Origin of the sequence: Sphingopyxis macrogoltabida (assembly GCF_001307295.1) — a bacterium.
Classification (GTDB): domain Bacteria; phylum Pseudomonadota; class Alphaproteobacteria; order Sphingomonadales; family Sphingomonadaceae; genus Sphingopyxis; species Sphingopyxis macrogoltabida_B.
In genome coordinates this window covers 2,223,170-2,242,570 of record NZ_CP012700.1, presented here as the reverse complement: position 1 = coordinate 2,242,570, position 19,401 = coordinate 2,223,170, and the positions used below count along the sequence as shown (strand labels likewise).

At 64.6% G+C, this 19,401-nt stretch carries 17 protein-coding genes; all 17 read left to right on the top strand.

Translation table 11 applies throughout. The features are described from left to right. The first annotated feature begins 16 nt into the window (after positions 1-16). The 17 genes from ctaD (at position 17) to AN936_RS10495 (ending at position 19,359) form a co-directional block, all read left to right on the top strand. Entirely contained in the window at positions 17-1,687 is a 1,671-nt protein-coding gene (ctaD, locus tag AN936_RS10570) for a cytochrome c oxidase subunit I (RefSeq protein ID WP_054588121.1), read from the top strand. A 339-nt stretch (positions 1,688-2,026) separates the two neighbouring features. Beyond that, positions 2,027-2,938: a heme o synthase gene (locus AN936_RS10565; RefSeq protein WP_054588120.1), complete on the top strand. Its 912-nt coding sequence runs from the start codon at positions 2,027-2,029 to the stop codon at positions 2,936-2,938. Further along, the gene (locus AN936_RS25240) at positions 2,935-3,099 is read left to right on the top strand and encodes a hypothetical protein (protein ID WP_173585652.1); all 165 of its coding nucleotides are present in this window, start codon (positions 2,935-2,937) and stop codon (positions 3,097-3,099) included. Before AN936_RS10565 ends, AN936_RS25240 begins: the two co-directional genes overlap by 4 nt. Continuing rightward, entirely contained in the window at positions 3,096-3,653 is a 558-nt protein-coding gene (locus AN936_RS10560; protein WP_054588119.1) for a cytochrome c oxidase assembly protein, read from the top strand. The genes AN936_RS25240 and AN936_RS10560 overlap by 4 nt, the downstream gene beginning before the upstream one ends. An 81-nt stretch (positions 3,654-3,734) precedes the next feature. Then, complete coding sequence (locus AN936_RS10555) at positions 3,735-4,610, top strand: cytochrome c oxidase subunit 3 (protein WP_054588118.1); 876 nt, start codon at positions 3,735-3,737, stop codon at positions 4,608-4,610. Beyond that, positions 4,611-5,006: a DUF983 domain-containing protein gene (locus AN936_RS10550; protein ID WP_054588117.1), complete on the top strand. Its 396-nt coding sequence runs from the start codon at positions 4,611-4,613 to the stop codon at positions 5,004-5,006. It begins immediately after the preceding gene. Beyond that, entirely contained in the window at positions 4,999-5,643 is a 645-nt protein-coding gene (locus AN936_RS10545; protein WP_054590224.1) for an SURF1 family protein, read from the top strand. Before AN936_RS10550 ends, AN936_RS10545 begins: the two co-directional genes overlap by 8 nt. Before the next feature lie 81 nt (positions 5,644-5,724). Beyond that, complete coding sequence (thrC, locus tag AN936_RS10540; protein WP_054588116.1) at positions 5,725-7,122, top strand: threonine synthase; 1,398 nt, start codon at positions 5,725-5,727, stop codon at positions 7,120-7,122. Further along, positions 7,115-8,005 (top strand): class I SAM-dependent methyltransferase, encoded by an 891-nt coding sequence (locus AN936_RS10535; protein WP_054588115.1) that lies wholly within the window; start codon positions 7,115-7,117, stop codon positions 8,003-8,005. Before thrC ends, AN936_RS10535 begins: the two co-directional genes overlap by 8 nt. Positions 8,006-8,175: 170 nt before the next feature. Continuing rightward, a complete protein-coding gene (locus AN936_RS10530) occupies positions 8,176-11,217 on the top strand; it encodes a TonB-dependent receptor (RefSeq protein WP_054588114.1) in 3,042 nt (1,013 codons plus the stop codon). A 103-nt stretch (positions 11,218-11,320) separates the two neighbouring features. Next, the gene (locus AN936_RS10525) at positions 11,321-12,886 is read left to right on the top strand and encodes a tryptophan halogenase family protein (RefSeq protein ID WP_054588113.1); all 1,566 of its coding nucleotides are present in this window, start codon (positions 11,321-11,323) and stop codon (positions 12,884-12,886) included. Beyond that, positions 12,883-13,602: a SapC family protein gene (locus AN936_RS10520; protein WP_054588112.1), complete on the top strand. Its 720-nt coding sequence runs from the start codon at positions 12,883-12,885 to the stop codon at positions 13,600-13,602. The genes AN936_RS10525 and AN936_RS10520 overlap by 4 nt, the downstream gene beginning before the upstream one ends. Next, positions 13,595-14,641, top strand: coding sequence for a cupin-like domain-containing protein (locus tag AN936_RS10515; protein WP_054588111.1), 1,047 nt, complete (start codon positions 13,595-13,597; stop codon positions 14,639-14,641). Before AN936_RS10520 ends, AN936_RS10515 begins: the two co-directional genes overlap by 8 nt. Beyond that, entirely contained in the window at positions 14,638-16,137 is a 1,500-nt protein-coding gene (locus tag AN936_RS10510) for a tryptophan halogenase family protein (protein WP_054588110.1), read from the top strand. The genes AN936_RS10515 and AN936_RS10510 overlap by 4 nt, the downstream gene beginning before the upstream one ends. Beyond that, positions 16,134-17,066: a glycoside hydrolase family 16 protein gene (locus tag AN936_RS10505; RefSeq protein WP_054588109.1), complete on the top strand. Its 933-nt coding sequence runs from the start codon at positions 16,134-16,136 to the stop codon at positions 17,064-17,066. The genes AN936_RS10510 and AN936_RS10505 overlap by 4 nt, the downstream gene beginning before the upstream one ends. Then, positions 17,066-18,130, top strand: coding sequence for a LacI family DNA-binding transcriptional regulator (locus AN936_RS10500; RefSeq protein WP_084758280.1), 1,065 nt, complete (start codon positions 17,066-17,068; stop codon positions 18,128-18,130). The genes AN936_RS10505 and AN936_RS10500 overlap by 1 nt, the downstream gene beginning before the upstream one ends. Positions 18,131-18,156: 26 nt before the next feature. Further along, positions 18,157-19,359, top strand: a complete 1,203-nt coding sequence (locus tag AN936_RS10495) for an MFS transporter (protein WP_054588107.1) — start codon at positions 18,157-18,159, stop codon at positions 19,357-19,359. The last annotated feature ends 42 nt before the right edge of the window (positions 19,360-19,401 follow it).

Genomic DNA, 19,401 nt, shown 5'->3' with positions numbered 1-19,401 from the left:
CCAAGGGGTCCGACAGATGACCGATATCGCAGCGACTGCACCCGCGCACGGCCACGACCATGCGCATGACGACCATGATCACGACACCCCGGGCTTTTTCGTCCGCTGGTTCATGTCGACGAACCACAAGGACATCGGCACGCTCTATCTGATCTTCGCGATCATCGCCGGCATCGTCGGCGGCGCGATTTCGGGCATGATGCGCCTCGAACTCGCCGAGCCCGGCATCCAGTATCTGCCCGGCTGGGCGGCGTTTCTGGGTAGCGGTGCCGACGAGGTTGCGGGCAAGCACCTGTGGAACGTGCTGATCACCGCCCACGGCCTGATCATGGTCTTCTTCATGGTCATGCCGGCGATGATCGGCGGTTTCGGCAACTGGTTCGTGCCGCTGATGATCGGCGCACCCGACATGGCGTTCCCGCGCATGAACAACGTCAGCTTCTGGCTCACCGCCGTCGCTTTCGTCATGCTCGTCGGATCGAGCTTCGTTCCGGGGGGTAGCGGTCATGGCGCCGGCACCGGCTGGACGGTCTATGCGCCGCTGTCGACCAGCGGCTCTGCGGGCCCTGCGGTCGACATGGCGATCTTCTCGCTCCACCTTGCGGGCGCGGCGTCGATCCTCGGCGCGATCAACTTCATCACCACCATCTTCAACATGCGCGCACCGGGCATGACCCTGCACAAGATGCCGCTGTTCGTGTGGTCGGTGCTCGTCACCGCCTTCCTGCTGCTGCTCGCGTTGCCGGTTCTCGCTGCGGCGATCACCATGCTGCTCACCGACCGCAACTTCGGCACCACCTTCTACGACGCCACCGGCGGCGGCGATCCGGTGCTGTACCAGCATCTCTTCTGGTTCTTCGGCCATCCCGAAGTGTACATCATGATCCTGCCGGGCTTCGGCATCGTCAGCCAGATCATCTCGACCTTCAGCCGCAAGCCGGTGTTCGGTTATCTCGGCATGGCCTATGCCATGGTCGCGATCGGCGTCGTCGGCTTCATCGTGTGGGCGCACCACATGTTCACCGTCGGCATGAGCGTGAACCTCAAGATGTACTTCACCGCCGCGACGATGGTCATCGCCGTCCCGACGGGCATCAAGATCTTCAGCTGGATTGCCACCATGTGGGGCGGTTCGATGAGCTTCAAGACCCCGATGGTCTGGTCGCTAGGCTTCATTTTCATGTTCACCGTGGGCGGCGTCACCGGCGTCGTCCTCGCCAACGGCGGTGTCGACACCAACCTGCACGACACCTACTATGTTGTCGCGCACTTCCACTATGTGTTGTCGCTGGGCGCGGTCTTCTCGCTCTTCGCCGGCTTCTATTACTGGTTCCCGAAGATGTCGGGTCGGATGTACAACGAGTTCCTTGGACAGTTGCACTTCTGGGTCTTCTTCATCGGCGTCAACGTGATGTTCTTCCCCCAGCACTTCCTGGGCCAGCAGGGCATGCCGCGCCGTTATCCCGACTATGCGGAAGCCTATGCCTATTGGCACCATATCTCGTCGCTCGGCTATGTGATCATGGCCGTGGGCATGGTCTTCTTCTTCGTGAACATCCTCTACTCGTTGTTCGCGGGCAAGCGTGCCGCCGACAATCCGTGGGGCGAAGGCGCGACGACGCTCGAATGGACGCTGTCGAGCCCGCCGCCGTTTCACCAGTTCAACGAACTGCCCCGGATCGCGTAAGACTATCGCCTGATCGGTTTCGCCCCCTGCTAATCTTCGGCAGGGGGCGTCGCCCCTTAGGGCCGGAAGAAGGGTCAGTTCCTGTGCACTGCGCGGCCGAGGTTTGAGGCCAATTTGTTCAGTGCTAGGAAGAGCGGCGCAGGCATATGAGAATATTCCAAGGCGCTCTGACGCGGCAATGGACAAATTGGGTCAAATCCCGAAGGGACGGCAAAATGGCTTCCATCTCGAACCAAATGCCCCTGGGCCATGGAACCGCCATGTCCGGCGGGGCCTTCGGTCCGATATGTTCGCCATTTTGCCGCCTCGGCCGCGCAGTGCACAGGAACTGACCCTGCTATGGCGCAGAGCCTGACCCATAGCGAAACGGCGCTTCCCGCCGACTGGCGCGACCTGTTTGCGCTGACCAAACCGCGCGTCATGTCGCTGGTGGTGTTCACGGCGCTGTGCGGCCTGCTTGCCGCGCCGGGCAGCGTCCACCCGGTGCTTGCCTTTTCGTCGATCCTCGCGATCGCGCTGGGGGCAGGGGCATCGGGTGCGCTCAACCAATGGTATGAAGCCGGTCTCGACGCAAAGATGAAGCGTACCGCCGGGCGGCCGCTGCCCGCCGGCCGCCTCGATCCGCAGACCGCACTGCAGTTCGGGATCGGCCTGGCGGCCTTCTCGGTCTTTCTGATGCTGTTCGCATCGAACTGGCAGGCGGCGCTGCTGCTGACCGTCTCGATCCTGTTCTACGTCTTCGTCTATACGATGTGGCTGAAGCCGCGGACGCCGCAGAATATCGTCATCGGCGGCGCGGCGGGCGCCTTTCCGCCGCTTATTGGCTGGGTTGCCGCGACGGGTAGCATCGCACCGCTGCCGGTGTTGCTCTTCCTGCTCATCTTCCTGTGGACGCCGCCGCATTTCTGGGCGCTCGCGCTGTTCGTGCGCTCGGATTATGCTTCCGCGGGGATCCCGATGATGCCGGTGGTGGCCGGCGAAAAATCGACGCGGCGCCAGATTCTCTTTTATGCACTGATCATGGCGGTCGCCGCGATCGCGCCTTGGCCACTCGGTTATGCCGGTGCGCTCTATGGCTGGACGGCGATCGGCCTGTCGGCGCTGTTCGTGCTGCTGTCGATCCAGGTCGCGACGCGCGTGTCGCGCGAGGGCGATCCGATGCAGCCCGAAAAGCGGCTTTTCGCTTATTCGATCGCCTATCTTTTCATTCTCTTCGGCGCTGTCGTCGCCGACCATTGGTGGACATTATGACCGAAGAGCCGCGCCAAGAACCGTTCGACCCCGAAACGTTCGACGAAGCAGAATATCGCCGCCGCCAGCGCAGCCGGGCCAATCTGATGGGCTGGCTGCTCGGCGGACTGGCCTTCCTCTTCTTCTTCATCACGATCGCGCGTATGGTGGGCCCCAAATGAAGACAATGTCGCGAAATGCCAAGACGGGCAGCCTTGCCGCCCTGCTCGCCGTAGCGATGGTCGGGCTCGGCTTCGCGGCGGTCCCGCTCTATAATCTGTTTTGCCGCGTGACTGGCTTCGGCGGCACGACGCAGCGCTACGATCCGGTCGCCGCCGCCGAGACGCCGAAGATCCTCAGCGACACTATCTCGGTTCGCTTCGACGCCAATGTCTCGCCGAAGCTGCCGTGGAAATTCTATCCCGAACATCCGACCGATACGGTCAGCATCGGCGCGCGCGACATGGCGATCTTCATCGCCGAGAATCAATCGGCGCATCCGGTCGTCGGGACCGCGAGCTTCAATGTCACCCCCGATCAGGCGGGCAAATATTTCACCAAGATCCAGTGTTTCTGCTTCACCCAGCAACGGCTGGAACCGGGGCAGCAGATGCGCATGCCGGTGCTGTTTTTCGTCGATCCCAAGATCATGGACGACCCCGACGCGCGCGACGTTCAGGAAATCACCCTCAGCTACACCTTCCACCCTGTAGACGAGGACAAAAACGCGAGCTAAGGCCGCGATCGACAGAGTCTTTCAAGACCGGCGGGCGATGGGGAATCGCGATGCTGGGGCTGCAAAAACGGGAAATATGCAATGTCCGGTGCAAAACATCATGACTATCACCTCGTAAATCCCAGCGTCTGGCCGCTGATCGGCTCGGTCGCGGCTCTGGTGATGTTCTTCGGGCTCGTGATGGCGATGCACGCCGATTATTTCGGCGGCGCCGGCAAATGGGTGCTCGGCCTCGGCTTCATGGGCGTGATCGCGACCTTCTTCAGCTGGTGGTCGGACGTCATCAACGAAGCGCATGCCGGCGACCATACCCCGGTCGTCCAGCTCCATCTGCGCTACGGCATGATCCTGTTCATCGCGTCCGAAGTGATGTTCTTCGTCGGCTGGTTCTGGGCATGGTTCGATTTCTCGCTCTTCCCGGTGCCCGTCGAACTCGTCGACGGTGCGGTGACCTCGCTGTTCGGGCAGGACGGCGCCGCCGCCGCGACCATGTGGCCGCCGAAGGGCATCCACGTCATCGACGCTTTCTCGCTGCCGTTGCTCAACACGCTGATCCTGCTCTGCTCGGGTACGACGATCACTTGGGCGCACCATTCGCTGATCCACGGCGACCGCGAAGGGCTGAAGAAAGGCCTGTGGGCGACGATCATCCTGGGCGCGGTCTTCAGCTGCATCCAGGCCTATGAATATGCCGAGGCACCGTTCCCCTTCGGCACGATCAACTACACCTCGGCCTTCTTCATGGCGACGGGTTTCCACGGCTTCCACGTCCTCGTCGGCACGATCTTCCTGATCGTCTGCCTCGTTCGTACCTACAAGGGCCACTTCACCCCGCAGCAGCACTTCGGTTTCGAAGCGGCTGCCTGGTACTGGCACTTCGTCGACGTCGTATGGCTGTTCCTCTTCATCATCGTCTATGTCTGGGGCGGCTGGGGCGCGCCTGTCGCCGCGCACTAAGTGACGGTCGACAACCAGTCTCAAAAGGGGCAGCCGCCGGTCTGGCGCGCTGCCCTTTTTGGTCTGTGTCCCGAATGCGGCGCGCCGACATTGTTCGAGGGGCCGGTAAAGTTCGGCGACCGCTGCCCGGCGTGCGGGCTCGACTATGGCGCCTATAATGTCGGCGATGGGCCCGCCGCGTTCCTGACCCTGATCATCGGCGCGCTGCTGATTGCGGCTGCGCTGACGCTCGATTCCCTGGTCCGGCCGCCGCTTTGGGTGCATATCGTGCTCTGGGTGCCGCTGACCGCCTCGGCGGTGGTCTATGGCCTCAGAGTCGGCAAGGGCGCGCTGCTGGCGAGCGAGCATCAGCGCAAGGCAGCGGAAGGGCGCCGCATGGATGAACCGCATGACTGACGAGACACCGCAGGCCGGAACGCGCTGGCCGCTGATCCCGACGATCCTGGTCCTCGCCGCCGTCGCGGTGATGATCGCGCTCGGCGTGTGGCAGTTGCAGCGCAAGGGCGAGAAGGAAGCGCTGATTGCGCTCTATCAGCGCAACATGGCGATGTCGTCGCTGGTCACCTATCCCGAACTGCCGCCGGTCGAGGACAGGTTCCTGTATCGCAAGAGCAGCGTCGTCTGCCTCGAGCCGTTACGCTGGGACCCGCGTAGCGGCACCGACCGCGCCGGCAAGGCGGGGATCCGGATGGTCGCCGATTGCCGCACCGGCGCCGAAGGGCCGGGCGTGCTGGTCGATATCGGCATCGGCGATGATTTCGCGCCGCCGAAATGGACCGGCGGCATCGTGCAGGGAACGATCGTCCCAGGCCCCGAGCAGCCGACGCTGATCGCGCGGATGACGGGCAAGGCGACGCCGGCGCGCGCGATGCTTGTCGCCGATGCGCCTGTGGCCGGTTTGCGGGCGAGCGCAGTACCGTCGGCCGCCGACACGCCGAACAATCATCTCGCCTATGCCGGGCAATGGTTCCTGTTCGCCGTCGCGGCGCTGGTCATCTATATCTTGGCGGTCCGTCGCCGCTTGCGGCCTTGAGCAGCCGCCGAAGTTTTTCAGCGATTTCCGCGCCGCGGAATGTTCCATTTCGCCTGAAACCGCTCTAGGCGCATCGGCGTCATGGAATATATCAGCACCCGCGGCTCTGCGCCGACCCTCGACTTTCGTGCCGCGACGCTTGCGGGGCTTGCCAGTGACGGCGGGCTTTATGTGCCGGCGCGCTGGCCGCAAATGTCGATCGACGAGATTCGCGCGCTTGCCGGGCTCGATTATGTCGAAACCGCGGTGCGCGTCATGCGCCCGTTCGTCGAGGGCGTGCTGACTGAGGACGAATTGCGCGAGCTGTGCCGCGCTGCCTACGGCCGCTTCGGGCACGATGCCGTGACACCGCTGGTCCAGCTCGATCATCGCCACTGGCTGCTCGAACTGTTCCACGGCCCGACCCTCGCGTTCAAGGACGTCGCGTTGCAATTGCTCGGCCAATTGTTCGAGAAATTCCTTGCGGGCGGCGACACCGACATCACCATCGTCGGCGCGACCTCGGGCGATACCGGATCGGCGGCGATCGAAGCGGTGGCGGGGCGCGAGCATATCCGCATCTTCATGCTCCATCCCGAAGGCCGGGTCAGCGACGTCCAGCGGCGCCAGATGACGACGGTGCTCGCACCAAACGTCCATAATATCGCGATCGACGGCAGCTTCGACGATGCGCAGGCGATGGTGAAGCGGCTGTTCGGCGACGAGGAAGCGCGCGGGCAGATCACGCTGTCGGCGGTGAACAGCATCAACTGGGCGCGGCTGATGGCGCAGGTCGTCTATTATTTCTACGCCGCGGTGCGGCTCGGCGGGCCCGACCGACCGGTGGCTTTCAGCGTCCCGACGGGCAATTTCGGCGATATCTTTGCGGGCTATGTCGCGGCGCAGATCGGACTGCCCGTCGCGCGGCTGGTCGTCGCGACCAACGTCAACGATATCCTCCACCGCGCGCTGACCAGCGGCGACTATAGCGCCGGCACGGTCACCCCGACCGCGACGCCGAGCATGGACATCCAGGTCAGCAGCAATTTCGAACGATTGCTGTTCGACCTGTCCGGCCGCGACGGCGCGGCGATTAGCGGCATGATGGGCGATTTCGACCGCAACCGCGCGATGACCATTCCCGCCGACATGCTCGCGGGATCGCGCGGGCTCTTTTCGAGCGCCAGCATCGACGGCGATGCGATGACGCTGGCGCTGCGCTGGGCGCAGGAGCATGGCGGCCAGATCATCGATCCGCATAGCGCGGTCGGACTGGCAGCGGCGCGCGGGCTCGACATCGATCCGGCGATTCCCGTGGTCACGCTCGCGACCGCACACCCGGCGAAATTCCGCGACGCGGTCGAGCGCGCGACGGGCGTCCGTCCGCCGCTCCCGGCGCGGCTCGGCAATCTTTTCGATCGCGAAGAGCGCTATATGAAGCTGCCCGGCGATTATGACGCGGTAAAGGCCCATATCCTCGCCGAGGCGGCGCGTGGCTGAGCTTGCGCCCCTGCGCACCCTCGTCGGGGAGGCTTGGGATGATTACGGGCTGATCGACAGCGGCGGCGGGCGCAAGCTCGAACGCTATGGCGGCTATCGCTTCATCCGCCCCGAACCGCAGGCGATGTGGCAGCCCGCGTTGGCTGCCAGCGAATGGGATGCCGCCGATGGCGAGTTCATCCCCGCGTCGGACGATGATGGTGGCGGCCGCTGGTATTACAGCAAACCGGTACCTTCCGGAGGCTGGCCGCTCGGCTGGCGCGAAACGCGGTTCACCGCGTCGTGCACGCCGTTCCGCCACCTCGGCTTCTTTCCTGACATGGCGCCGGTGTGGGACTGGTTGCGCGAAAGGCTTGCGGACAAACCCGATTCGGCCTTTCTCAACCTGTTCGGCTATACCGGGGTCGGCAGCCAGGCACTGGCCGCAATCGGCGCGTCGGTAACGCACGTCGATGCGTCGAAGAAATCGGTGGCGCAGGCGCGCGAGAATGCGGCGCTCGCCGACATGGCCGACAAGCCGGTGCGCTGGATCGTTGACGACGCCGGCAAATTCACGGCGCGCGAGGTGCGGCGCGAGCGCCGGTACGACGCGATCCTGCTCGATCCGCCTAAGTTCGGCCGCGGTCCGGGCGGCGAACGCTGGCAGATCGAGGAGGGGCTGGCGCCGCTGCTCGCCGACTGCCGCCGGTTGCTCGACGCCGACAGCCGCGCGCTGTTCCTGACTGTTTATGCCGTGCGTATGTCGGCGCTGGCGATCGGCGAATTGCTGGCGCAATTGTTCGCTGATCTGCCCGGGACGATCGAATGCGGCGAACTCGCGGTGCGGGAGGAGGCGAGGGGGCTGTTGCTGCCTACGGCGATTTTCGCGCGCTGGAGTCGCTGAAGCTTACTGTCAGCAAGATTATGTTGCATACGTTTGCTGCATCAAATGCGCAGCAAAATGTCCGGAAACGGACAGTCGATGCGTTGACAATGATAACGTTCCCATTTAGATAACGTTCACATAACGGGTATGCCGCCACGAAAAGAGCGGTCGATGTGGGAGGAAAAGGGATGCGGGCGTCTCAGCAACAGTGGTTTGCCAAATTTCTGGCCGGGAGTTCCGCGCTGGCCCTGATGGGCATGGCGCAGGCGGCAATGGCGCAGGAAGCTCCCGTCGACGGCGAAGCAGGCGGCGACGAGATCGTCGTCACCGGCATCCGCGCCAGCCTCGAGGCGTCGGCGAACATCAAGCGCGAAGCGCAGGGTGTCGTCGATGCGATCTCGGCCGAAGATATCGGCAAGTTCCCCGACACCAACCTCGCCGAATCGCTCCAGCGGATCACGGGCGTGTCGATCGACCGCTCGAACGGCGAAGGATCGCTGGTCACGGTCCGCGGCTTCGGCCCCGAGTTCAACCTCGTGACGCTGAACGGCCGCCAGATGCCGACCGCGCTGATCGGCGACGGCGGCAGTGCGCCGTCGTCGCGCTCGTTCGACTTCGCCAATCTGGCGTCCGAAGGCATTGCCGCGGTCGAAGTCTATAAGAGCGGCCGCGCAACGAACGAGTCGGGCGGCATCGGTTCGACGATCAACATCCGCACCCCGCGCCCCCTCGACAAGCCTGGCACGCACGGCAGTCTCGCGGTCAAGGGCGTCTATGATTCATCGCGCAACGAGGGCAATCCGGTGACGCCCGAGATTTCGGGTATTGTCAGTTCGACCTTCGCCGACGACCGGATCGGCATCATGATTGCGGGATCGTACCAGAAGCGCAAGGCGAGCGTGAACACCGCCAATGTCGGTTGGCGCGACGGCTATCTGGGCAACGAAAACAATTGGGGGTCGCTGGCCAACCCGACGCGCATCGTCAATGGCGTGGAAGTTCCCGATCCGCGTTACGACAATATCACCAACCGTCCGGGGCCGACCGACGTCTATCAGGTGCCGCAGAACGCCTCATATGACCTCAACGACATCAATCGCGAGCGGATCAACGGGCAGGCGGTCCTGCAATTCCGTCCGACCGACGATCTGACCGCGACGATCGACTACGTCTATTCGCGCAACACGGTCGAAACGCGGAACAGCAACGTCGGCGTCTGGTTCAATCACGAGGATACGTCGAGCGCGTGGACCGACGGTCCGATCGCCGGCCCGCTCTTTTATTCGGAAATCTTCGGGCCGCCATCGGGGACGCCGGGGCCGAACGCGCTCTATGGCGGCAAGGATCTTTCGTACAGCGGCGCGCTGACCGAGAATCGCGGCGAAAACAAGTCGCTGGGCACCAACCTGAAATGGGACGCGCCGGGCGGCGTGACGATCGAGTTCGATGCGCATCATTCGGTCTCGACGGTGAAGCCGGTCAACCGCTTCGGTTCGAGCATGTCGCTGGGCAACGCCGTGTTCGGGGTTCGGGGGCAAGGAATCAATTTCGAAAATGATCTCCCGGTGATTTCGTACGAAATGTATCCGGGGATCGACCCGCTTGACGTCTCGTTGATCACCCCCACCGGCAATGCCTTCCGCAACGCCTATTTCCGCAACCGGATCAATCAGGTCCAGTTCCGCGGTCATTACGACCATGATGCGGGTTTCCTCGACACCATCGATTTCGGGGTCTCCTATATCGACAGCAAGGTGCGTTCGGCCTTCGGCACGATCCAGAACGACGACACCTGGGGCGGCGCGGGGCCGGCGTCGGACATTCCCGACGATATTTTCAAGCTGGTGACGGTGCCCGACAAGTTCCCGGGATTGGCGCAGCCGGGAATGATCGAGAGCTTTTACACTTTCGATTTCGAGCGGATGGCCGACCTCGTCGAACAGAATTACCAGACGTGCAGCAACCCGCTGACCGGTGCTGCGCAGCCGGGCACCTGCCTTGCCGTGTTCAACACCGACCGCCGCATCACCGAACGCACGATCGCACCCTATCTGCAGGTCGCCACCGAATTCGACCTGTTCCAGAATCCGGCGCATTTCGTCGCGGGCATCCGGTACGAAACGACCGATATTCTGTCGGCGGCGCTGGTGCCGGCGCCCGCCACCACCGACTGGGTCGGCGAGAACGAGTTCAACGTCGTCTTCTCGGGCGAAAGTCAATTCACCCGCTTTAAGGGATCTTACGACAACTGGTTGCCGGCATTCGACCTCGACGTTTCGCCGATGGAGAATGTCAAGCTGCGCGCGTCGTATAGCCACACGATCACCCGTCCCGACTATGCCAATATGCAGGGCGGACGGACGCTCGACACACTGTTCCGTGTCGGCGGCGGCACCGGCGCGCAAGGCAACCCGGGTCTCGTCCCATACAAGTCGAAGAACATCGACCTGTCGGCCGAATGGTATTATGCGCCCGACAGCTATGTGTCGGTGGGTTATTTCCACAAGGATGTCAGCAATTTCATCTCGACCACCCGCGTCGACACCAACGCCTTCGGATTGACCACCCCGGTCAACGGGCCCCGGTGGCAGGCGGCAATTGCGGCACTGGGAACCGGTGCGACCGTCGGCGACATTCGGCAATATATCTTCGAGAATTTCCCCGACTCGGTGACGATCACCGGCGGTGGCGGGAACACGCCCTTTACCGGGGTCATCCATGCGGCAGCCGGCGATCCGTTGGTGAATTTCGAGGTGACCCAGCCGGTCAACAGCGACCAGACCGCATCGCTCAACGGATGGGAGTTCGCGCTCCAGCACAGCTTCTGGGATACCGGCTTCGGCGTTATCCTGAACTATACGATCGTCAACGGCAGTGCGACTTATGACAATACGCAGCCGTCGTCGGTGACGCAGTTCGCGCTGACCGGTCTCAGCGACAGTGCGAACGCCGTCCTTTATTACGACAAGGGGCCGATCCAGGCGCGCGTCGCATGGAACTGGCGCGACAAGTTCCTCTCACAGACGGGCGCCAACCCGACCTATATCGAGGAATATTGGCAGATCGACGCCAGCGCGAGTTACGAGTTCATGCCCGGCCTGACGGCCTTCGTCGAGGCGATCAACCTGACCGGGGAAAGCCGGCGCGGACACCTTCGGCACACGAACAACGTGACCTTCGCATCGCCCGGCTTTGCCCGCTATGCGGCCGGGGTGAGGTTCAGCTTCTAGGACGGGCTTTGTCAGCCAGTCCCCCTGGCGAGAGAGCCGCGCCCGCGCCGGGTGCGGCTCTTTTGCGTGACGCGGCGCCATCGCGGGCCTAGGATCGGGTGCAATGAGCGACTTGGTGGAGAGGGTTGTCATCGTCGGCGGGGGGACCGCCGGCTGGCTGGCGGCAGCACTGATCGCGGGTTCGCGCCGCGCGAAGGCGGCGCCGCTCTCGATCACGCTGGTCGAGGCACCCGATGTGCCGATCGTCGGTGTCGGCGAAGGCACCTGGCCGACGATCCGGACGACGCTGGCGACGATCGGCCTCGACGAGAGCGAGTTTCTTGCCGCGTGCGACGGGGCGTTCAAGCAGGCGTCACGCTTCGATGGCTGGGTCGATGGTTCGGCGGGCGACAGCTACCTTCATCCCTTCACCACGCCGCCGGCGCTGCCGACCGGCGAGTTGCTTGCCGCCTGGCAGGTTTCGGCGTCCGACCAGCCTTTCGCCGCGGCGATGAGCGCGCAGGCGGCGGTGTGCAATCTCCACCTCGCGCCGCGCCAGCGCTCGATGCCCGACTATCAGGGCGCGACCAACTATGCCTATCACTTTGCGACGGAGAAATTCGGTGCCTTGCTCGCGCGACATGCGAAGCAGAGCCCGCTGATCACCCATATCCTCGACCATGTCACCGGCGTCCGGCATAGCGACAACGGCGACATCGCGGCGCTGACGACGCGCAGCGGCCGGGAGATCGCGGGCGATCTGTTCATCGATTGCAGCGGCTTCAAGGGGCTGCTGATCGGCGACGCGCTGGGGGTCGACTGGATCGATCGCAGCGATCATGCCTTCAACGACCGCGCGATCGCGTCGCAGGTGCCGGTGCCGCCGGGCAGCCCCATCGCGTCGCAGACGATCGCGACCGCGCACGAAGCGGGATGGATCTGGGACATCGGCCTGCCGTCGCGGCGCGGCATCGGCTGCGTCTATTCGAGCCGCTTCATGGACGCCGAGCGGGCGGAGGCGGTCCTGCGCGACTATATCGCGCGCGAATTGCCCGGAGCGGTGCCGGAGACGAAGGCGTTCGGGGTGCCGTTCAAGCATATCAGTTTTCGCACCGGGCACCGCGCGCGTTTCTGGGAAAGAAACTGCCTGTCGATCGGGCTGGCGGCGGGGTTCATCGAGCCGCTCGAAGCCTCGGCGATCGTGCTCATCGAACTGTCGCTGCGCGCGCTGACCGACAATTTTCCCGCTGACCGCGCCGCGATGGATATCCATGCCGGGCGCTTCAACAAATTGTTCCGCTATCGCTGGGACCGCATCGTCGAGTTTCTGAAGCTCCATTATGTCCTCAGTCGCCGCGACGAGCCCTATTGGCGCGCGCATCGCGACCCGGCGCACATCCCGCCGCACCTTGCCGAACTGCTCGAACTGTGGCGCGGCCAGCCGCCCTCGGCATGGGACTTTCCCTATGTCGACGAGATTTTCTCGGCGCAGAGCCACCAATATATCCTCTATGGCATGGGTTTCCCGGCGCCGGCCGGCTGGCCCGCGAGCGACCGCGCGCTGGCCGCGCTGGCCGAGATGCGGCAGCGGGCGCGCACGCTGGCCGCCGGGTTGCCGACCAACCGCCTTTATCTCGATACGCTGGCGGACGACCGCGCCGCGGCCGAACAGAAAGAAGCTGCCGAATGACCAGTCACGCCGTCCTCGACAGCAACGGCCACCGTGAGTTGCGCGTGCGCGCCGATGCCGGGGCGGAACTGGGCGACGGGGTGATGGCGACGCTGACCGTGCCGAGCGAGTTTCGCAGCGTGCAGGGCCATTTCCCGATACTGTTCCGGCGCGAGACCGGACGCGACGATTTTACTGCGCTGGCGCTGTTCGGCTTTGAACCCGCCGAAAATCTTTTCCTCGACGGTGGCCGCTGGGACGCGCGCTATCGCCCTTGGTCGCTGGCGATCCAGCCCTTCCTGATCGGACGCCCGGCGAGCGGCGAGGGGCCGGGTCAGGTCCATATCGACCTCGATCACCCGCGTATCGCGACCGGCGGAGAAGGTGTGCGGCTGTTCGACGCCGAGGGCGGTCCGACGCCCTATCTCGAGGAAATTGCTGAGCGGATGGGCGACCTCGACGACGGTCACCGGGCGAGCGGCGCATTTTTCGCTGCGCTGCGCGAGCATGACCTGCTCGAACCGTTCAGCCTCGAGGTGACGCTCGACGACGGTTCGCTCCATTCGCTCGTCGGCTTTCACATCATCGACGAGACGAAGCTGCAGGCGCTCGACGTCAGCGCACTGGCGCGCCTGCATGCCGACGGGCATCTGATGCCCATTTTCATGGCGCTGGCATCGCTGTCGCAGCTTTCGGCGCTCGTCGCGCGAAAGAACCGCAGGCTCGCCAGTGGCTGAACGCGATACGCCCATTTACGAGCGCATCGCGCCGGTGCCCGAGCGCATATGGGATAAGGGGGCAGGGCTCGACGCGTTGCTGGAAGGCGCGCGCGAGCCCTTTGTCCTGCGCGAACTGGTCGCCGACTGGCCGCTGGTCGCGGCGGGCCAAAGTGCGGCCGGCCGTGATGGAGCCCGCGCGGCGCGCCGTTACCTGCTCGACCACGCCCGCGATCGCGCATTCAAGGTCTCGATCGGTCCGCCGGGGCACGACGGACGCCTGTTTTACGATGACGCGATGGAAATGAACTTCCGCGTCGGGACGGGCAAGCTCGGCGATATCTTCGCCGGGCTCGACAAGGCCGAAGAGCTCCGCGACATCCGCACCGTCTATCTCGCGTCGATTGATATCCCGTCGCATTTCGACGGACTCGACGAAGCGAATCCGGTCGGTCTTGGCGCGCGCGATCCGTTGAAAAGCATCTGGATCGGGACGCGGACAAGGATCGCGGCGCATAACGACTTTCCCGACAATCTTGCATGCTGCGCGGTGGGGCGCCGGCGCTTCACGCTATTCCCGCCGCAGCAGTTTCCCAATCTCTATCTAGGGCCGATCGACAATACCCCCGCCGGCCGGGTGGTCAGCATGGTCGATTTCGACGCGCCCGACCTCGCCGCGCACCCGCGCTTCGTCGATGCAATGGCCGAAGCGCGGACCGTCGAACTGGAACCCGGCGACGCGATCTTCATCCCGTCGATGTGGTGGCACCATGTCGAAGGGCTCGAAGATTTCAATGTGCTGGTCAATTACTGGTGGCGGCGCAGCCCGGCCTGGCTCGGCCAGCCGCAGGACGCGCTGCATCACGCGATCCTCGCGATCCGCGACCTGCCCGACGCCGACAAGGCGATCTGGCGCACGATGTTCGACCATTATGTCTTCGACAATGGCGCGCATGTGACCGACCATATTCCCGAACCGGCCCGCGGCATATTGGCCCCGCTCACTCCCGAGAGTGCGGGGCGGCTGCGCGCCTTCCTGTTAAGGATGTTCAGCCGATGAATGAAGACAAACCCGTCCGCCGTATCGTGATCGCAGGCGGCGGCACCGCCGGCTGGATGATGGCGGCAGCGATCGCGCGGACGATGGGGCCGACCGTCGACCTGACATTGGTCGAGTCCGAAGCGATCGGGACGATCGGGGTCGGGGAATCGACGATCCCGCCGCTGGTCAATTTCAACCGCATCCTCGGTATCCCCGAACCCGAATTCATGCGCGCAGCGCAGGCGACGTTCAAGCTCGGCATATTGTTCGACAACTGGAAGCACGACGGCCACAGCTATTTCCACAGCTTCGGCCTGTCGGGGAAGGACCATTGGTCGGCGGGCTTCCAGCATTTCTGGCTGCACGGCAAGGCGCGCGGGCACGAGCAATCCTACGATGATTATTGCGTCGAACTGGTCGCGGGGCTGCAGGGCAAGTTCGCGCACTTGCCCGAAGAGCGGATGAACTACGCTTATCATGTCGACGCGACGCTTTATGGCCGCTTCCTCCGCAAGCTCGCCGAGGCGGATGGCGCGCGGCGCGTCGAGGGCAAGATCGCGCGCGTCGAACTCGACAGCGAGAGCGGCGACATTGCGGCGCTATTGCTCGACGGCGACCGGCGGATCGAGGGCGACATGTTCGTCGACTGCACGGGCTTTCGCGGCCTGCTGATCGACGGCGCGCTGCACGCGGGGTTCGAGGATTGGGGGCACTGGCTGCCGAACGACAGCGCGATCGCGGTCCAGTCCGACCATCTCGGCCCGCCGATGCCCTATACGCAGGCGATCGCGCACGATGCGGGGTGGCAGTGGCGCATCCCGCTGCAGCACCGGATGGGCGCGGGCATCGTCTATTCGAGCGGCTACCTGTCGCGCGACGCCGCTTATGAGCGGCTGATGTCGAGCGTCGGCACGCCGCGGATCGAACCGTTCGATATCAAGTTCAGGGGCGGGGTGCGGCGCAAGCAGTGGTTCCGCAACTGCGTCGCTGTCGGGCTGGCCGGCGGCTTCGTCGAGCCGCTCGAGGCGACGACGGTCCACCTGATCCAGCGCGCGGTACTGCGCTTTATCCGCATGATGCCGAACGGCCGGGTCAGCGAGCGCGATGCCGCCGAGTTCAACGACCAGCAGCGGCTGGACATCGAACAGATCCGCGACTTCGTAATCCTGCATTACAAGGCGACCAACCGCCGCGACAGCCCGTTCTGGCGCCATGTCGCGAACATGCCGATCCCCGCCTCGCTCGAGCAGAAGATCGAGCTGTTCCGCGAAACCGGCCGCGTCTTCCGCAAGAATGAGGAGTTGTTCGCCGAGAATAGCTGGGTGCAGGTGATGATGGGGCAGGGGATCGAACCGCAAAGCTATCACCCGATCGCCGAGAAATTGCGCGACGACGAACTCGACCGGCTGCTGAGGATGCTCCGCGAGAATGTGACGAACACCGTCGCGACGCTGCCCGAACACCACGCCTATGTTGCGCGCTATTGCGGGGCGGAGGCTCCGGCGACGGAATGACCGCTGCCGCTGCGATCCTTTTGCTGGCGAGCGGCGCCGCGGCCGGATCGGCCGGGGATGGATGGCGGCTGATGTGGTCGGACGAGTTCGACGGCCCGGCCATCGACCGGAGCAAATGGGATTTCGATGTCGATTGCTGGGGCGGCGGCAATGACGAACGGCAATGCTACACCGACAAGGCCGCCAACGCTGCGATCGAAGACGGCCGGCTGGTCATCACGGCGCGGCGGGAGCGGACGAGGGGCCCGGCTTTCCCCCTGTCGCAGCGGGGCGATGCCGCAAAGGCGCAAGCGACCGCGACAAAGGACTATAGTTCCGCGCGCCTCGTCACGCGCGGCCGGGCGGCGTGGACCTATGGCAAGATCGAGGTGCGCGCGAAATTGCCGCAGGGGCAGGGGACCTGGCCGGCGATCTGGATGTTGCCCGAACGGCCCATCTATGGACCGTGGGCAGCGTCGGGCGAGATCGACATATTGGAGGCGGTGAACCTGGGCGTCCGCTGCGAAAGCTGCGCCGGCGGAATCGAGAACCGCATCCTCGGCACCCTGCATTTCGGCGGGGCGTGGCCAAACAACAAGCATAAGGGCGACGAAACGGCGCTGCCCGCACCGCTCGACGGATTTCATGTCTTCGGCATCGTTTGGGAAAAGGGGAAGATCGTCTGGACGGTCGATGGCCAGCCTTATGCCACGCGCGTTGCGAGCGAATGGTCGACGAGCGGGGCTGGCGATCCGGCGGCGCCCTTCGACCGGCCCTTTCACCTGATTCTGAACCTCGCCATCGGCGGCGGGCTCGCCGAAGGACGCGGAGTGAAGGGCGTTGATGAAAGCGGATATCCCAAAATTATGGAAATAGACTGGGTTCGCGTCTGGCAATGTGGTGACGATGCCATTAGCGATTGCAGCGCAATCGGCCACCGGGGAAGATGATGGGGCGGCGACGTCAATCGGTTACGATCAAGCATGTAGCTGCCGACGCGGGGGTGTCGCTGCAGACGGTGAGCCGCGTCATCAACAACGAACCCAATGTGCGTCCCGAGATGAAGGAGCGCGTGCAGGCGTCGATCGACAAACTCGGCTATGTCCCGTCGATCGCGGCGCAACGGATGAGCGGTTCGCGATCCTATCTGATCCTTGCGATCAACGACCGCGAACGGACGATCGCCGACTGGCGCGGGCGGCAGGGGGTCGACTGGGTCGACCAGATGCTGCTCGGCGGGATGCTGAAATGCGCCGAGCTTGGTTACCGGATGATCTTCGAACTGGTCGACACGCACAGCGATCATGTCGAACGCGAATTGCGCGCGACGATCGCCGCGTTGCAGCCCGACGGCGTGATCCTGACCCCGCCGCATTCGGACAATGTGCTGATCGTCAATCTGCTCCATCACCAGAAGATTCCCTTCGCACGTATCGGGTCGCACGGCGGTGAGGCCGGCATCGCGTTGACGATGGACGATGAGGGCTCCGCCGAACTCGCGACGCGGCATTTGATCGACCTGGGGCACAGGCGCATCGGCTTTATCGCCGGATCGTCGGAATATAATCTGAGCGGGTGGCGGGTCGACGGCTGGCGGGCGGCGATGGCCGAAGCCGGGGTGGCCACCGATGGCCTGCTTGCGGAGGGCGATTTCGGTTTTGCGTCGGGCGAAGCGGCGGCAGCACAATTGCTCGACGGTGCCGACCGCCCGACCGCGATCATCGCGAGCAACGACCAGATGGCGCTCGCGACGCTCGAAACCGCGCGGTCGCGCGGTCTCGAGGTGCCGCGCGACCTGTCGATCGTCAGTTTCGACAACACGCCGATCGTGCGCTTCACGCAGCCGCCGTTGACTGCGGTCGACCAGCCGGTCGCCGACACCGTGTCGCGTGCGGTCGAACTGATCATCGCGGCGCAGCGCGGCGGACCGCGTCCCGACACTCCGACGGTGGTCAAGGGCAGCCTCGTCCAGCGCGGTTCGACGGCTGCCCCGCCAGCGGATCGCAATGACTGAGGAGGGCGCTCCGCAAGCGGATCGCCGTGGCTGACACGGGGGTCTCGCGCCGCCAGTCAATCCGCTTTCTGCTGCTCTATGCGCTCGCTTCGGCTGGCGGTGCGATCGCCTATGTCCCCTTTCTGACGATCTGGCTGCCCGCGCGGATGAGCGGGCTCGCGGGTGCGGCCGACGTGCAGTCGCTCGGCTATGTCACCTTCTTCGGCGCGGTTGCCGCGAGCGTCGGCGGGATCGTGTTCGGCTGGCTGAGCGACCGGACGCAGAGCCGGAGGCCTTGGGTGGCCGCCGGCCTCCTGCTCACCATCGGATTACTGATCGCGATGCCGCTGGCACAGGATGTCGCGACGCTCGTCGGGCTGATCGTCGCCTGGCAACTGGCGCTGAACATGATCCTCGGTCCGCTTGCCGCATGGGCGGGCGATTGCGTCCCCGACGACCAGAAGGGGCTGCTCGGCGGGCTCCTCGCCTTCTCGCCAGCGCTCGGTGCCTGGTCGGGGGCGCTGGTGACGCTGCCCGGACTGGTCTCGGCGAATGACCGGCTGGTTCTGATCGCTGCGCTGGTCGCCGCAGCCGTGCTGCCGGTACTTCTGTTCGGCCGGCCGCGCGCCTTTCCCGAACTTAGCGCGCCGGCGTCGGCCGTCGCGGGCGATCGCGCGGTGCGCCCGACAGGCCCCGCGGTGCGGATGTGGCTTGCCCGGCTGCTGGTCCAGATCGCCGAGGCGGCGCTGTTCGCCTATCTCTATTTCTGGTTCCGGTCGATCGACCCGGATATGCACGACAATGAAAAGGCGCGTATCTTCAGTCTCGCGCTGACGCTCGCGGTGCCGATCGCACTGACGGCAGGGCGCTGGGCCGACCGCCACGACCGGCCCTTTCGTCCGCTCGTCTTCGCGGCGGGAATTTCGGCGGTCGGTATGGTCGGGATGGCGCTGTCGGCGACGCCCGATCTGGCCAAGGCAAGCTATCTGGTCTTCGGCATCGCGACGACCGTATTCCTGTCGCTGCACACCGGCCAGACCCTGCGCATCCTGCCGCGTCCCGAACATCGCGCCCGCGATCTCGGCATCTTCAACCTGACCAACACCGTGCCGTCGCTGATCATGCCCTGGCTGACGATTTCGCTCGTTCCCGGCTTCGGCTTCGATGCGCTGTTCCTGCTGCTCGCCGCGCTGACGAGCGTGGCAGTGCTGTTGCTCGCGACGATGCCCCAGCGCCCCCGGTTCGCCTGAAACAACCGCTTGCTTTCACATCGGGGCTATGCGAGAGGGTGT